Annotated in this window: 13 protein-coding genes; 7 read left to right on the plus strand and 6 right to left on the minus strand. The window is 68.0% G+C overall.

Annotation, left to right across the window (positions count from 1 at the left end; genetic code table 11):
• Positions 1-38 precede the first annotated feature (38 nt).
• Together NFU04_RS11300 and NFU04_RS11305 are read left to right on the plus strand one after the other, a co-directional pair.
• Complete coding sequence (locus NFU04_RS11300; protein ID WP_251309538.1) at positions 39-1,181, plus strand: glycosyltransferase family 4 protein; 1,143 nt, start codon at positions 39-41, stop codon at positions 1,179-1,181.
• Positions 1,178-2,185, plus strand: a complete 1,008-nt coding sequence (locus NFU04_RS11305; protein WP_251309539.1) for a glycosyltransferase family 9 protein — start codon at positions 1,178-1,180, stop codon at positions 2,183-2,185. Before NFU04_RS11300 ends, NFU04_RS11305 begins: the two co-directional genes overlap by 4 nt.
• On the opposite strand, the gene NFU04_RS11310 is transcribed toward NFU04_RS11305, so the two are convergent.
• Positions 2,173-2,889 (minus strand): 3-deoxy-D-manno-octulosonic acid kinase, encoded by a 717-nt coding sequence (locus NFU04_RS11310; RefSeq protein WP_251309540.1) that lies wholly within the window; start codon positions 2,887-2,889, stop codon positions 2,173-2,175. The two genes, NFU04_RS11305 and NFU04_RS11310, sit on opposite strands and share 13 nt — an antisense overlap.
• On the opposite strand from NFU04_RS11310, the gene NFU04_RS11315 reads away from it, so the two are divergent.
• From NFU04_RS11315 to waaA, 3 genes are read left to right on the plus strand one after another with little or no spacing between them, the layout of a single operon-like run.
• Positions 2,888-3,961, plus strand: a complete 1,074-nt coding sequence (locus tag NFU04_RS11315; protein ID WP_251309541.1) for a glycosyltransferase family 9 protein — start codon at positions 2,888-2,890, stop codon at positions 3,959-3,961. The two genes, NFU04_RS11310 and NFU04_RS11315, sit on opposite strands and share 2 nt — an antisense overlap.
• Entirely contained in the window at positions 3,951-5,381 is a 1,431-nt protein-coding gene (gene hldE, locus NFU04_RS11320; protein ID WP_251309542.1) for a bifunctional D-glycero-beta-D-manno-heptose-7-phosphate kinase/D-glycero-beta-D-manno-heptose 1-phosphate adenylyltransferase HldE, read from the plus strand. The genes NFU04_RS11315 and hldE overlap by 11 nt, the downstream gene beginning before the upstream one ends.
• A gap of 30 nt (positions 5,382-5,411) precedes the next feature.
• Entirely contained in the window at positions 5,412-6,695 is a 1,284-nt protein-coding gene (gene waaA, locus NFU04_RS11325) for a lipid IV(A) 3-deoxy-D-manno-octulosonic acid transferase (protein WP_251309543.1), read from the plus strand.
• 19 nt (positions 6,696-6,714) lie between these two features.
• Here waaA and rpiA read toward each other — a convergent pair whose 3' ends face one another.
• The gene (gene rpiA, locus NFU04_RS11330) at positions 6,715-7,389 is read right to left on the minus strand and encodes a ribose-5-phosphate isomerase RpiA (protein ID WP_251309544.1); all 675 of its coding nucleotides are present in this window, start codon (positions 7,387-7,389) and stop codon (positions 6,715-6,717) included.
• Positions 7,390-7,634: 245 nt separating this feature from the next.
• Between rpiA and ilvA the strand changes: the two genes are divergently transcribed.
• The gene (gene ilvA, locus NFU04_RS11335; RefSeq protein WP_285835146.1) at positions 7,635-9,263 is read left to right on the plus strand and encodes a threonine ammonia-lyase, biosynthetic; all 1,629 of its coding nucleotides are present in this window, start codon (positions 7,635-7,637) and stop codon (positions 9,261-9,263) included.
• Positions 9,264-9,544: 281 nt separating this feature from the next.
• Here the strand turns inward: ilvA and NFU04_RS11340 are convergent, their stop codons facing one another.
• Positions 9,545-10,417, minus strand: coding sequence for a substrate-binding domain-containing protein (locus NFU04_RS11340; protein WP_251309546.1), 873 nt, complete (start codon positions 10,415-10,417; stop codon positions 9,545-9,547).
• Positions 10,418-10,532: 115 nt separating this feature from the next.
• On the opposite strand from NFU04_RS11340, the gene NFU04_RS11345 reads away from it, so the two are divergent.
• On the plus strand, positions 10,533-10,937 hold the full coding sequence (locus tag NFU04_RS11345) for an acyl-CoA thioesterase (RefSeq protein WP_251309547.1): 405 nt from the start codon (positions 10,533-10,535) through the stop codon (positions 10,935-10,937).
• A gap of 69 nt (positions 10,938-11,006) precedes the next feature.
• Here the strand turns inward: NFU04_RS11345 and NFU04_RS11350 are convergent, their stop codons facing one another.
• The 3 genes from NFU04_RS11350 to hexR all read right to left on the minus strand — a co-directional run bounded on the left by NFU04_RS11350 (position 11,007) and on the right by hexR (position 15,392).
• A complete protein-coding gene (locus NFU04_RS11350; protein ID WP_251309548.1) occupies positions 11,007-12,095 on the minus strand; it encodes a TRAP transporter substrate-binding protein in 1,089 nt (362 codons plus the stop codon).
• A gap of 144 nt (positions 12,096-12,239) precedes the next feature.
• Positions 12,240-14,447 carry a DNA helicase II gene (gene uvrD / locus NFU04_RS11355; RefSeq protein ID WP_251309549.1) on the minus strand — a complete coding sequence of 736 codons (2,208 nt, stop codon included), beginning with the start codon at positions 14,445-14,447 and terminating at the stop codon, positions 12,240-12,242.
• Positions 14,448-14,525: 78 nt separating this feature from the next.
• Positions 14,526-15,392 carry a transcriptional regulator HexR gene (gene hexR, locus NFU04_RS11360; protein WP_251309550.1) on the minus strand — a complete coding sequence of 289 codons (867 nt, stop codon included), beginning with the start codon at positions 15,390-15,392 and terminating at the stop codon, positions 14,526-14,528.
• Positions 15,393-15,584: the final 192 nt, after the last annotated feature.

Raw genomic sequence — 15,584 nt, forward strand, 5'->3', positions numbered from 1 at the left:
CGGGCCCGGATCCCGGCTTGGCAACGAAGGAGACGACCTTGTCCCACAAGGTAATGCATATCTGCCTCTCTGAAGGGTGGGGTGGACTGGAAATGTACCCGGCACGGATGATACCCGAGCTCGAACGCCAGGGCTGGCAGGCCCACGGCCTGGCGTTGGCGGGGTCTCGAGTGGCGGCCAGCCTCGAGGAGGCCGGCATCACGCCCTTGACGGTGCCCTCCCGGGGTCGCGCCCTGCTGGCGGCGCCGCGGATCCTGCGCTATCTGAAGCACCATGATATCCGCGTGGTGCATTGTCACAAGTCCAGCGACCTGCGCCTGGCCGCCCTGCTGGCCACTCTCTGGCCCGCCCTGCGCCTGGTATTCACCGAGCACATGGGCGTGACCCGGCCCAAGAAGGGGCCCTACCATCGCTGGGCCTACGGCAAGCTGAGCCGGCTGCTCTCCATCAGCGAGGCGACCCGGGCCCGTAACCTCAAGGCCTTCGCGCTGCCCCCGGAACGCATTCAACGCCTCTACCTGGGCATCGACACCACGCCCTATCGGCCGCGGCTGACGGCGCGAGAATGCGCCACCCTGCGCGGCGAGCTGGGCATTGCCGACGGCGCCATCGCCATCGGCCTGCCGGGGCGGCTGACGCCGGGCAAGGGGCAGGAGCTGTGGCTGGAGGCCCTGGCGGAACTGGCGCGGCTGGCGCCGGCGCTACGCTTCCAGGGCGTGCTGATCGGCGGTCTCGAGGCCAGCGAGGGCAGCGACGAAGCCTATGTGGCGCGGCTGCGCTCGCGTATCGCCGAGCTGGCTCTGGGCGAGCGCATCACCCTGACCGGCTTTCGTCGCGACCTGCCGCGGCTGATGGAGGCCCTGGACCTGGTCTGTGTGCCCTCGGTGAACGAGGCCTTCGGCCTCACCGTGATCGAGGCGATGGCCGCCGGCAAGGCGGTGATCGGTGCCGATAGCGGCGCCATCCCCGAGCTGCTGCCGCCGACGTGCGGGCGCCTGGCGCCACCGGATTCGCCCCTGGCCTGGGCCGAGGCCCTGCACGAGCTGGCCGAGGATGCCGGCCTGCGCCGGGCCCTGGGGGAAGCCGCCGCGGAGCGGGTCGCCCAGGAGTTCGAGATCAGTGCACATATCGCCGCCCTGACGGCGATTTATCGGGACCTAGAAACGGAGAAGGCACCATGAAGGCCTGGGTGGAGAAAGGCGGGTATCTGAATGAGCGCGGGCGGCGCTGGCTATCGGCACTGGATCCGCAGGAGGTGCGCCGAATCCTGGTGATCCGCCAGTGCGCCTTCGGTGACATGATGGCGGCGCGTCCCTTCCTGGTGGAGCTGCGTCGTTTCTTCCCGCGGGCCCATATCACCCTGAGCACGGTCAGCCGCTATCAGTACGCGCTGCCGAGGGACCTGATCGACGCGGTGCATGTGCTGGATGGCGAGGGCTCCCTGGCCGAGCAATGGCGCTCGCTGCGCGAGCCGGGGCGCTATGACGTGCTCTTCGACCTGGCCGACACCTCCCGCTCCCGGCTGCTCAGCCTGGTGACCCCGGCGCGGGTCAAGCTCGGCTTTCCCTATCGCCAGGTCTTCAATCGGCTGCTCTTCGATGTGGGGATCCTGCGTTCCGACTTCCACTATGAGGCGGAGATCCTGCTCGATTTCCTCAAGGTCATGGGGCACAAGCCGCAGTATCCGCTGGAGTTCTCCCTGCCTCGCCATCGGCCGGGGGAGGCTCACCGCCGCATCGTCTATTTCCCCTATGCGGCGGTGAGCCGCAAGTCCCTCTCTCGAGAATCCTGGGCGGCGTTGATCGATCAGGCCGCCATTCGTTTCCCCGGCTATCAGCATGTGCTGCTGGAAGGGAACAAGGCGGAAGAGAGCGGTGACTTCCTGATGGATATCGCCGGGCGGCACGACAATGTCTCGGTGCAACGGCGCCTCGACCTGGATGCCCTGGCGCCCTTCCTCGCCGAGAGCGCGCTGCTGGTCTCCGGGGACACCGGGGTCAGGAACCTGGCCCTGGCCACTCATACGCCGACGCTGGGGATCTTCTACATGACGGTACCCTTCCGCTACTGGCCCCACTACGAGGCGTGCCACGAGGCGGTCTTCCATCGTGACGGTCGGGTGCCCGAGACGAGCGATATCCTGGGCGCGCAGGAGGCCCTGTTGTCGCGCCTCTACTCCGCGTAACCGCGGCGAATGGCGGCCATGGCCTCGGGGACGCCGAACTTCTTCAGCGAGCGTTCCAGGCGTTGCAGGTTGCGTTCGCGCCAGGGGCCGGGGGCGCGCAGGCGGCAGCGGTCGAGATCGATCAGCCACACCTGGTCGGTCTCGTCCACCAGCAGGTTGCGGGCATTGAGGTCGACGTGATCCAGCCCCGCCCGATGAAACTGGCGGATGGTGCGGCCGACCCGCGCCAGCAGGGTGGCGTCGGCGCGGGTCAGGCGTTCGGCCAGGGCCTTGGCGCCGGGCAGGCGCACCGTAATCAGCGCCGCCTCGTAGGTCAGGCCATGGCGCCAGAGGCAGGCGGCCACCGGTCGCGGTACCGGCAGGCCCCGCTCATGGAGTGCCGCCGTCAGGCGCAGTTCGCGGAAGGCGCGACTGCGCGCCTCGCCGGTCCACAGGTAGCGCGCCTCGCTGAGCCGGGCGATCAGGCCGCCGCGGCGATAGGGGCGCAGCACCCACTCCTCGGGGCCCGCCTCGAGAAACAGGCTAGCGCCCCGCCCCGGGGCCTGGCCGACCACCGCCTGGCGGGCCTCCCAGAAGTCGCCCCGGAACCAGGCAGGCGTCGGCGCGCCGCCGGGGCCGATTTGTGGCCCGGGGGCGGCGTCACTTAAACTGTCGGCATCATATAGAATGACCGCCTTTTCCGTTCGGGATATAGCCAACCGCATGAAGCATCCTCTGCCCGCCCACCCCGAGCACCTTTGCGTGCTGCGGCTCTCCGCCCTGGGCGATGTCTGCAACCTGGTGCCGACGGTGCGTGCCTTGCAACGCCAGTGGCCCGGCGTGCGCATCACCTGGATCATCGGCAAGGGCGAGCACAGTCTACTGGCCGGCCTCTCCGGGGTCGAGTTCGTGGTCTATGACAAGGCCACCGGCCTGGCCGGCATGCGCGCCATCTGGCGCCAGCTGCGCGAGACCCGCTTCGATGCCCTGCTGCACATGCAGCAGGCGGTGCGTGCCAGCGTGCTCTCCCTCGGCCTCAAGGCTCGGGTACGCATCGGCTACGACCCGGCCCGCGCCAAGGACAAGCAGCACTGGTTCGTGCAGCGTCACCTGGCGCCCCACCCCCGCGCCCATGTGCTCGACTCCTTTATGGACTTCGCCCGCCTGCTGGGCGTGCAGGACACCTCCCTGACCTGGGACCTGCCGATTCCCGAGGGCGCCGTGGGCGAGGCTCGTCGGCTCACCGGCGAGGCGCCCTATCTGCTGATCAGCCCCTGCAGCAGCGCGCGGCTGCGTAACTTCCGCAACTGGTCGGCGGAAGGCTTCGCCGCGGTGATCGATCACGCCTGGCGTCAATATGGCCTGAAGACGGTGCTCACCGGCAGCGACACGCCCCAGGAGCGGGAGATGGCCGAGCAGATTCGCCGGCTGTGCCAGGACGAGGTGCTGATCGACGCCATCGGTGCCACCTCCCTCAAGGGACTCCTGGCGCTGATCGACCGGGCGCGGGTGGTGGTCGCCCCCGATTCCGGGCCGGTACATATGGCCAATGCCCTCGCGACGCCGGTGGTGGGGCTCTTCGCTACCACGAACCCGGAGCGGGCCGGCCCCTACCTGTGGCGTGACTCGGTGGTGAATCGCTACCCCGAGGCGGTGCGCAGCTACCTGCACAAGGACCCCGAGGCGCTGGAATGGGGCCAGCGGGTGCGCCACCCGGACGCCATGTCCCTGATTCGTGCCGAGGACGTGATCGCGCGCCTCGACGCCCTGCTATCGGAGCCAAGGAATGAAGCTTGATCTGACCGCCCTGGAACAGGCCCGCCTGCTGGTGGTGGGCGATGTCATGCTGGATCGCTACTGGCACGGCGGCACCTCGCGTATCTCCCCCGAGGCCCCGGTGCCGGTGGTCAAGGTGGGCGAGAGCGAGGATCGCCCCGGCGGCGCCGCCAACGTGGCGCTGAATATCGCCTCCCTGGGGGCCCAGGCCGAACTGGCCGGCCTAGTGGGCGACGACCATAACGCCGGCCTGCTGAGCGAGCGCCTGGAAGACGCCGGAGTGAGCGTTCACTTTCAGCGCAGCGCCGAGATTCCCACCATCACCAAGCTGCGGGTAATGAGCCGCAACCAGCAGCTGATTCGCCTCGACTTCGAGGAGGGGCTCTGCGAGGTGGATACCGGCGAGCTGGGCGAACGGGTCGCCGAGCGCCTGGCGGAGGTGGACCTGGTGATCCTCTCCGACTACGGCAAGGGCACCCTCAACCGGGTCGAGGCGCTGATCGATGCGGTGCGCGCCGCCGGCAAGCGGGTACTGGTCGACCCCAAGGGTAGCGACTTCCGCAAGTATCGTGGGGCCAGCGTCATCACCCCCAACCTCACCGAATTCGAGGCGGTGGTGGGACCCTGCCGCGACGACGCCGAGCTAGCCGCCAAGGGCGAGGCGCTGCGCCGGGAGCTCGATCTCGAGGCGCTGCTGATCACCCGCAGCGAGAAGGGCATGACCCTGATCCGCGCCGACCACGAGCCCCTGCACCTGCCCACCCGGGCCCGGGAGGTGTTCGATGTCACCGGCGCCGGCGATACCGTGATCGGCGTGCTGGGCCTGGCGCTGGCCGCCGGCCACGGCTTCCCCGAGGCCATGACCCTGGCCAACCTGGCCGCCGGCCTGGTGGTGGCCAAGCCGGGCACCGCCACCCTCTCCATCGCCGAGCTCTACACCGCCTTGCACGGCGACAAGCTGGCCGAGTTCGGCGTGATCGAGGCGCCGGCCCTGACGGAGGCGGTGCGCGCCGCCCAGGCCCGCGGCGAGCGGGTGGTGATGACCAACGGCTGCTTCGATATCCTGCATGCCGGCCATGTGGCCTACCTGGAGCAGGCCCGCAAGCTGGGCGACCGCCTGATCGTGGCGGTCAACGACGACGCCTCCATCGCCCGCCTCAAGGGCCCCAAGCGGCCCATCAATCCGCTGGTGCGGCGCATGCAGGTCCTGGCCGGCCTGGGCGCCGTGGACTGGGTGGTGCCCTTCGCCGAGGACACCCCCGCCGAGCTGATCGGTCGGGTGCTGCCGGACGTGCTGGTCAAGGGCGGCGACTACCGTCCCGAGGAGATCGCCGGCGGCGAGGCGGTGATCGCCCATGGCGGCGAGGTCAAGGTGCTGGGCTTCGAGGACGGGGTCTCCACCACCGCGATGATCTCCACCATCCTCGATCGCGAGGACTAGGCGGATGCCGACCGAGCCCGGGAAGCGCTGATGGGCTGGCCACGCTGGCTCTATTCGGCGGCCCTCTATGGCCTGGCGCCGCTGATCTGGCGCCGAGTCTGGCGTGAGTCACTGCCCACTCACCCGCGTCGCCAGCGCCTGGGGTGGATTCCCCCGTCGCCTCCCGGCGAGCGGGTCACCTGGCTGCACTGCGCCTCCCTGGGCGAGGTGGTCGCCGCCCGCCCGCTGATCGAGGCCCTGGCCCGCCCCGGCGAGCGCCTGGTGATCACCACCATGACCGCCACCGGGGCCCAGCGCGCCCTGGCCCTGGCCGAGGAACTCACCGTGGCGGGACGGGGCCGGGTGAGTCACGTCTTCCTGCCCCTGGACTTTCCCGGCGCGGCGCGGCGTTTCGTGTCGCGGCTGCGCCCGTCACGGGCCCTGTTCTTCGAGACCGAGCTGTGGCCCAACCTCCTGGCTACCTGTCGTCGCCGCGGGGTGCCGGTGGCGGTACTCAATGGTCGCCTCTCCCCCCGGGCCTTCCACGGCTATCGGCGCCTGCGCCCCTTGATGCATGAGGCCCTGGGTAGCGTCGACTGGCTGGCCGCCAAGTCGGCGGCGGACGCCGAGCGCTTCCGGGCCCTCGGCATGGTCGCCGAGCGAACCCGCATCGTCGGCTCCCTGAAGTTCGATATCCGTCCGGATGAGGCCCAACGCGAGGCGAGTCGGCGCTTACGTACCCGGCTGGGCGAGCGCCCGGTCTGGGTGGCCGGCTCCACCCATGAGGGGGAGGACGAGCAGCTGCTGGACGCCCATGCCCGGCTGCGCGAGCACTATCCCCAGGCGCTGCTGATCCTGGTGCCCCGCCATCCCCAGCGCTTCGACGCCGTGGCCGAGCTCTGCGAGCGTCGGGGCCTGCCGACCGCCAGGCGCTCCCGGGAGGCGGCGGTGGATGGCCAGACGGCGGTCTACCTGGGCGATACCCTGGGCGAGCTGATGACCCTCTACGGGGCGGGAGACCTGGCCTTCGTGGGGGGCAGCCTGGTGCCGGTGGGCGGTCACAACCTGCTGGAGCCGGCGGCCCTGGGGGTGCCGGTGCTGAGCGGCCCGGCCCTGGCCAACTTCGAGGAGGTCGCCGAGGTGCTGCGCGAGGCCGAGGCCCTGGAGGAAGTGGCGGATGGCCCGGCCCTGGCCGAGCGATTGACGGCGCTCTTCGCCGACGAACCGAGGCGTCAGCGCCTCGGCGAAGCGGGGCGTCGCGTGGTGGCCGCCAACCGTGGCGCCCTGGCGCGGACCCTGGAAGGGTTATCAAAGCCGCCCTTCCAGAGTCAGTAGGCGCTTGCTCTCGGGGAAATCAGGCCGGGGTATGCCGCTCCACGCCGGTCTCGGTGCCGAGCAATAGCACATCCGCGCCGCGGGCCGCGAAGAGACCATTGGTGACCACCCCGACGATGGCATTGAGGCGGGCCTCCATGGCCAGCGGGTCCTCGATCATGAAGTCGTAGCAGTCGATGATCTGGTTGCCGTTATCGGTGATCACCCCCTCCCGATAGACCGGGTCGGCGCCCAGCTTGACCAGTTCCCGGGCCACATAGGAGCGGGCCATGGGAATCACCTCCACGGGCAGCGGGAACTCGCCCAGGGTGGTGACCCGCTTGGAGGCGTCGGCGATGCAGATGAACCTCTCGGCGCAGGCGGCGACGATCTTCTCCCGGGTCAGGGCCGCGCCGCCCCCCTTGATCATATGAAGGTGAGCGTTCACTTCGTCGGCGCCGTCGATATAGAAGGGCACGCCGCCGGTCGAATTGAGCTCGAAGACCTCGATGCCATGCCCTTTCAGTCGCTCGGCGCTGGCCTCGGAGCTGGCCACGGCACCGGCGAAGTCGTCGCGTAGCCGGGCCAGTTGATCGATAAAGAGGTTGGCGGTGGAGCCGGTGCCGATACCCAGCACGGTATCGCGGTGCAGGTGGGGGCGGATCTCGTCGATGGCGGCGGTGGCCACGGCGGCCTTGAGTTCGTCTTGGGTCATGGGAGCGGGTCCATGGGGGCTGGATGAGTGTGGAGCCCATTATAGGGCAGTGGGCCCCGGCTTTGGATGCAGAGCTATCGCGGTTATCCTCCATCTACGGTCAGGGGCTCCGGGGCTATCCTGGCGACAGGCCTTCGCAAAGACGTGGTGCCCCCCTCCCTGGGCGCTCGACTTCAGCGTCCATGATAAAGGCGTGTTGCTCCGACCCGTCCCCGGCGCCCCTTGGTTATCCCACGGTAATGGCCATGGCGTTATGGCTCGGGCTGGACGCGGTGCCCAAGGGTCTGCTACCAATAGTCCCTTTTCCTCTCTCGCTTCACTCCGTGCGGCAATCAGGCCGCGCGTCTTGGGATATCAGGATGCTCGAAGATACAGTCAAGAAGATTCTCCAGGCCCGGGTCTACGAGGCGGCCCGGGAAACGCCGATCTCTCCGGCATCCTTCCTCTCGCGGCGGCTCAACAACCAGATCCTGATCAAGCGGGAGGACCTGCAGCCGGTCTACTCCTTCAAGATTCGCGGCGCCTACAACAAGATGGCCCGGCTCAGCGACGAGCAGAAGGCCAAGGGCGTGATCGCCGCCTCGGCGGGCAACCATGCCCAGGGCCTGGCCCTGGCCGCCCGGCTGATGGGGGTCAAGGCGGTGATCGTGATGCCGCGGATCACCCCGGAGATCAAGGTGGCCGCGGTGCGCGCCCGGGGCGCCAAGGTGGTGCTCAAGGGCGATGCCTTCGCCGCCGCCGCCGAGCATGCCCAGGCGCTGATCGAGGAGCACGGCTACACCTATATTCCTCCCTTCGATGATATCGACGTGGTGGCCGGTCAGGGCACCATCGGCATGGAGATCCTCCATCAGCACAGCGGCCCGCTGGACGCCATCTTCGTGCCGGTGGGCGGCGGCGGCCTGATCGCCGGCGTGGCGGCCTATGTGAAGTACCTGCGTCCCGAGATCAAGATCATCGGCGTGGAGTCCGAGGACAGCGCCTGCCTCAAGGCGGCCCTGGAGGCCGGCGAGCGGGTGGTGCTGGACCAGGTGGGCGTCTTCGCCGAGGGGGTCGCCGTGGCCGAGATCGGCGAGGTGCCCTTCTCCATCGTCCGCGACCTGGTGGACGAGGTGATCACCGTCAACGCCGACGAGATGTGCGCCGCGGTCAAGGACATCTTCGAGGATACCCGGGCCGTCTCCGAGACCTCCGGGGCCCTGTCGCTGGCCGGCCTCAAGAAGTATATCCAGCAGACCGGTGCAGAGGGCGAGACCCTGCTGTGCATCAACTCCGGGGCCAACACCAATTTCGATCGCCTGCAGCATATCGCCGAGCGCACCGAACTGGGCGAGCAGCGCGAGGCGATCCTCGCCGTGACCATCCCCGAGAAGCCCGGCAGCTTCAAGAAGTTCTGCAAGACCATCGGCAAGCGCATGGTCACCGAGTTCAGCTACCGCTATGCGGACCCGGAGCAGGCGCATATCTTCGTCGGTGTGCAGGTCAAGCCCGGCGGCGAGGATCGTCAGGCGGTGATCGACAGGCTGCGCGAGGCGGGCTACCCGGTGGAGGATCTCACCGACAACGAGCTGGCCAAGCTGCATATTCGCCACCTGGGCGGTGGGCGGCCCAGGGAGCACTTCGAGGAAGAGGTCTATCGCTTCGAATTCCCCGAGCGCCCCGGCGCCCTGGTGAACTTTCTGACCCACCTGCCCCACGACTGGAACATCTCCCTGTTCCACTACCGTAACCATGGCGCCGCCTATGGTCGGGTGCTGGTGGGCATGCAGGTGCCCAACGGCGATCGCACCCATGTGGAGGAGTATTTCGACGCCATCGGTTACCGCTACTGGAAGGAGTCGGAGAACCCCGCCTACCGCCTCTTTATGGCGTAATCGCCCGGGCGGGCGAAGCTTCGATGCCGAAGGCTCGAGGGGTGAGCGCTAACTCACCCCTCAGGCCTTGAAAGAACAGCGTTTCCTTACATTTTTTGACGCTTTGCCCGGTTGTTATCCGGCTCCCATGGGCCTATAGTCGTGGCTGTCGCCCGCAGGGGTGACCGATAACAATTTGCAGCACTCAACGACCATCGAATCCATGGAGTAGGTATGAAGCGCAAGCCCGATCTGGTCATGGCACTGGTACTGGCCTTTGGCATTGGCGTCGTCGCCACCGGCTATGCCCAAGCCCTGGTCGGCAGTTGACCCCAGGCACGCACCAGTGCCATGACCAGAAGAGTCCCATGGAACCGGCAGCCCCAGGCTGCCGGTTTTTTCGTCTCTGGGCATCCCTGTCGCTGTCGCAGGAGAGAGCGGGACGTCCCCATGGGCTTGGGGCTTGGGGCTTGGGGCACCAGGCCCAGGGCCCGCACCCCCGCCCTCAGGTAACCCAGGCCGGCATAGCCGATGCCCCGGGGATCGCTGCCGACCGCCGCCACCACCGCCGCCGATCCCATGAGTTCTCCCACGTCGAGGCGGAAGTCGCCGCCGCACAGGGCCAGGCGGCGCACCACCCCATGGCTGCCGGAGGCGCTGTTACGGCCATAGCGACTGATATCACCCGACAGGGTCGGGCGCAGCGCGTCCCAGCGCTCCAGGGGGGCGGCGGCCCCGCAGCGCCGGGTATCGGAGAAGATGGCATCCAGTTGCGCCAGGCTCAGGGCCGCGACGGGGTTGTCCCGGTGCACGAAGAACGCCAGGGCATCCAGGGCCACCGGCACGGCCAGGGGCGGATAGCCGTGGGCCGCCTCGAAGGCCGCGCGCTCCGACTCGGACATGGGCCGCGACATGGGCCCCAGGCGGGTGCCGCCCGATACCAGTGCCGGCGGCGCCGTCGAGGAGCCGCTGGCCTGCAGTTGCAGACGCACCCCGGGGTGTCGCGCCTCCAGGGTCTCGCCCCAGCGCAGCATCAGGCTGGCCAGGGTCTCGGAGCCGATGGAGTGGAGGGTACCGGCGATGGGCGGGGCGGCCTGCAGCGGCCCGGCGATCCAGCCGATCAGCAGCAGGGCGATCCATGGCAGGTGGCGAAGCCGTCGTCGAGGGAGTGGCATGGCAAGGTTCCTGAACGCCGCGACGCCCTGTCACGGATGGTGGTTAAGGGGCGGACAGGCGTTTAAGATGCCTGTTTCGTCACTCTCGAACAACAATTGTAGCGATGCCCGCCCCATGACCGATCTCGATGATATCCCCGCCCCCCAGGGGCAGTTGACTCTCAAGCTGCTGGCCTCGCGCCAGGATACCAACCTCTATGGCGATATTCCCGGTGGCTGGCTGGTCAGTCATATGGATCAGGCCGCCGAGCTGGCCGCCGGCCGGGTGGCCCATGGCCGCACCGCCACCGTGGCCATCGAGGCCATGGATTTCCTGTGCCCGGTACGGATCGGTTCGGTGGTCAATATCTTCACCGAGGTGCGGGAGATCGGCCGCAGCTCCCTCAAGATCGACGTGGAGGTCTGGAGCCGCCCGCCCCAGGAGCGCGACCCGGACGAGCTGCACAAGGTCACCGAGGCGCGTTTCGTGATGGTGGCCCTGGACGAGAACGGGCGGATTCGCGCCGTCCCCGAGGCCTGAGACGCCACTGGGCGCCCGCAGGGCGCCCAGTGGCTCTAATGGTGGCATCCCCCTGGCGCCACCGCTGGTTCAGGACGTTACCGCGTCGCGGCTCTTCAGGTAGGCGAACTCCCCCACGTCGGTAAAGCCCCGCACCAGGCGCTGGAAGGCCTGATAGGACTCGTAGACCCGCGCCGACTCGGGGTCGGACTCCGCCTGCCGTGCCAGTACGTCACGGGACGACTCGTGGAGCGCCGCCATCACCTCGTCCGGGAAGGTACGCAGCTGCACCCCATGCTCGTCCACCAGGGTCTGCAGGGCCTGGGCATTGCGGAAGGTGAACTCGTCGATCATCGCCAGGTTGGCGGAGCGGGCCGCCTCCACCACCACCGCCTTGAGGTCGTCGGGCAGGGCGTTCCAGGCATCCAGGTTGATGGTGCCCTCGAGCACCGCGCTGGGCTCGTTCCACACCGAGGTGTAGTAGTAATCGGCCACCTGATAGAGGCCGAAGGCCATGTCGTTATAGGGGCCCACCCAGTCGGCGGCGTCCAGCACCCCGGTCTGCATGGACGTGAAGATCTCCGAGCCCGGCATATTGACGGCGGTGGCGCCGATGCCGTTCATGGCCTCGCCGGCCAGTCCCGGCAGGCGGATACGCAGGCCGCGCATGTCCTCCAGGGAGTTGATCTCCCGCTTGAACCAGCCGGCCATCTGGGTGCCGGTATTGCCCACCGCGAAGGGCTTGAGGTTGTGCTGGGCGTAGATCTCGTCCCACAGCTCCTGGCCGCCGCCATGGTAGAGCCAGGCATTGGTCTCGGTGGTATTCATGCCGAAGGGCACGGCGGTGAAGAACTGGGAAGCGGCGACCTTGCCCCGCCAGTAGTAGGCGGCGGAGTGGCCCATCTCGGCGGTGCCGGCGGCCACCGCATCGAAGACCTCCAGGGCCGGGACCAGCTCGCCGGCCCCATAGACCTCGACCCGCATGCGGCCCCCGGAGAGCGTCTCGATGCGCTGGGCGAAGTCGTTGGCACCGGTACCCAGGGCCGGGAAATTCTTCGGCCAGGAGGTGACCATGCGCCAGGTGATGGTCTCCTGGGCGCTGGCGGTGGAGACGAAGGGGGCGGCCACGGCTCCCGCGGCGCCGGCGCCCAGGGCGCCGAGGAATTGACGTCGTTGCATGACGGGCATGACTCCATTGAGCGTTATTGTTTTTCCGCCGCGGGGCTCGCCCGGCGGAAAAGTGTCCGTCACGCAGTATGCTTAGCGCGCATATATTCGGCAAGTTCCACCGCCAACGCCATTGACGTGAGCGTCAAGTGGCATTTATAGCGGGGTCAGCTTGGCGAAGCCCAGCACCAGCCACTTGTCGCCCTCGCCCTCGAAGCTCACCTGCACCCGGGCCCGTTGCCCCTCGCCCTCGGCGTTGATGATCACCCCCTCGCCGAACAACGGATGGCTGACCCTTTGCCCCAGGGAGAGGCTGGGCAGCGTATCGCCGCCGTTGACGCCCTCCTGGCGAGCCGCCGCGGGCAGCGGCCGGCCGGCGGTGACCGGCCGCGAGATCTGGCCGCGCAGGCGCACCTCCTCCAGTAGCGCCTCGGGCAGCTCGCGCAGGAAACGGGAGGGGCGCTGGAAGGTCTCCTTGCCGTGCAGGCGGCGCAGCTCCGCATAGGTGAGGTAGAGCTTGTGCATGGCCCGGGTCAGGCCCACGTAGCAGAGGCGCCGCTCCTCCTCCAGGCGCCCCGGCTCCTCGAGGGACATCTTGTGGGGGAAGAGCCCCTCCTCGACCCCGGCGACGAAGACCACCGGAAACTCCAGCCCCTTGGCGGAGTGCAGGGTCATCAACTGGACGCAATCCTCGAACTCGTCCGCCTCGTGGTCGCCGGCATCCAGGGCCGCCTCGGCCAGGAAGGGCTCCAGGGCCGCGGCGCCCTCGCCCACCTCCACCTCGGCCAGGGGCGTGGCCTGGGTAAAGGCGCGGGCGGCGGTGACCAGCTCCTCCAGGTTCTCGACCCGGGCCTGGCCCTTCTCGCCCTTCTCGTTGCGGTGATGCTCCAGCAGCCCCGACTGGCTCACCACATGATCGACGATCTCGTGGAGCATCAGCGCCGCGGTGTCGTGATCGAGGCGCTCGACCAGCTCGGCGAAGGCCTCCACCGCCTTGGCGGCACGCCCCTTGAGCCGACCCTGCGCCAGGCAGTCGTGAAGCGCCTGCCACAGGGAGATAGTGGCCTCCCGGGCCCGCTCGCGGATCACCTCCACGGTACGGGTGCCGATGCCCCTTGCGGGCACATTGATGACTCGCTCGAGGGAGGCGTCGTCATCGCGGTTGAGCAGCAAGCGCAGATAGGCCAGGGCGTTCTTGATCTCCAGGCGCTCGTAGAAGCGGTGGCCGCCGTAGATGCGGTAAGGCATGCCCTGGCGAATCAACGCCTCCTCCAGCACCCGGGACTGGGCATTGGAGCGGTAGAGGATGGCGATATCGCGGCGATTGATGCCCTCGTCCACCTTCTCCTTGATGGTGTCGACGATGAAACGCGCCTCGTCCAGGTCATTGAAGCCGGCATAGACGGAGATCGGCTCGCCCTCGGCGCCGTCGGTCCACAGCTCCTTGCCCATGCGCCCGCTGTTGTTGCTGATCAGCGCATTGGCGGCATCCAGGATGGCGCTGGTGGAGCGATAGTTCTGCTCCAGGCGCACCGTCCTGGTGTCGGTGAACTCGGTCTCGAAGCGGCGGATATTCTCGACCCGAGCGCCGCGCCAGCCGTAGATCGACTGGTCGTCGTCGCCCACCACCGTCATCGGCGTGCGCTGGCCGCTGAGCAGCTTGAGCCAGGCGTACTGCAGGGTATTGGTGTCCTGGAACTCGTCCACCAGCACATGGGCGAAGCGCGCCTGATAGTGGGCCAGCAGCGCCGGGGTATCGCGCAACAGCTCCAGGCTGCGCAGCAGCAGCTCGCCGAAGTCCACCAGGCCGCCCCGCTCGCAGGTCAGCTGATAGCGTTCGTAGAGCTCCACCATCTGGCTCATGTAGGCGTCGCCATGGGCATCCACCTGATGGGGCCGCAACCCCTCCTCCTTGCACCCGGAGATAAAGTACTGCACCTGGCGGGGCGGGAAGCGCTCGTCGTCGATCCGGTGATCCTTGAGCAGGCGCTTGATCAGGCGCAACTGATCATCGCCGTCGATGATCTGGAAGTGCTGGGGCAGGCGGGCGTCCTGCCAGTGGGTACGCAGCAGGCGGTGGGCGATGGAGTGGAAGGTACCCACCCACATATGGCGCAGCGACAGGCCCAGCAGGGCCTCCAGGCGGGTACGCATCTCCCGGGCCGCCTTGTTGGTGAAGGTCACCGCCAGGATGGCATAGGGGGAGAGCCCCTCGGTCTGCAGCAGCCAGGCGATGCGATGCACCAGCACCCGGGTCTTGCCGGAACCGGCCCCGGCCAGCACCAGCATATTGCCCTGGGGGGCGCTGACGGCCTCGCGCTGGGCGGGGTTGAGGTGGTCGAGAATCGCCGTGACGTCGTCCATAGGGGCAGGCACTTGCTGGTCGAAAAATGGGCGACCAGCTTAGCATAAGCCCCGGATGGAAGCTGGCCACTCGCGGCTTCAGGCCCCCGCTTCGTCGTCTTCCGGATAGCGCAGCGGCACCAGGCTCTTCTTCACCGACTTGAGCTGTTCGGCGAGCCGGGGGCCACGGGTCTTGGCCACCCCCACCGCCAGCACGTCGACCAGCACCAGGTGGGCGATCCGCGAGCTCATGGGGGTATAGATCTCGGTGTCCTCGTGGACATCGATATAGAGCGGCAGGCTCACCTCCTCGGCCAGCGGCGAGCCACTGGGGCACAGGCCGATCACGGTGGCGCCGGCCTCGCGGGCCAGGCGCACGCTGGCCACCAGGGCACGGGTGCGGCCGGTCTGGGAGATGGCCACCACCACGTCGCCCTTGCCCAGGGTCACCGCCGACATGTTCTGCATATGCGGGTCGGTGTAGGCCGAGGTGGAGATCTGCAGGCGGAAGAACTTGTGCTGGGCATCGAAGGCCACCGCCCCCGAGGCACCGAAACCGTAGAACTCCACCCGGTTGGCCATGGCCAGGGCATTGATGGCCTGGTTGAGGGCCTCGATATCCAGGCGGTCGCGCACCGAGAGCAGGGTGCCCACGGTGGAGTCGAAGATGTTATGGGAAAATTCGGCGACGCTGTCGCTGTCGTTCATGGAGAACTGGGCGAACTGACTGCCGGTGGCCAGCATCTGGGCCAGCTTGAGCTTGAAGTCCTGGAAGCCGTTGCAGCCCAGGGCGCGGCAGAAGCGCACCACAGTGGGTTCGCTGACCTTGGCCTCGGTCGCCAGGTCGACGATGCGCATATGAATCACTTCCTCGGGATTGCGCAGCACAAAGCGGGCCACTTTCTGCTCGGAGCGACGAAAGTGCTCCATGCGACCTCTGAGTTCATCGAATAGGGCGCGGCTCACGTTTCGCTCCTCGTTCTTTCGTTATCGTCTCGGGGCCCGACGGGCGCGCCTTCAGTATGCCCAGCTCGAGGCCGCGCTGTCAGCACCGGGATGGCGGCGCTTGACATCAACGGCCGGCCTGGGTCATCAAATTGTCAAGTAGGTTATAGTAAGAGAAGCAGTGTCGACACTTTTGTTGCTTGCGTCCTCTGC

The organism is Halomonas sp. NCCP-2165 (assembly GCF_023708045.1).
Lineage (GTDB): Bacteria > Pseudomonadota > Gammaproteobacteria > Pseudomonadales > Halomonadaceae > Bisbaumannia > Bisbaumannia pacifica.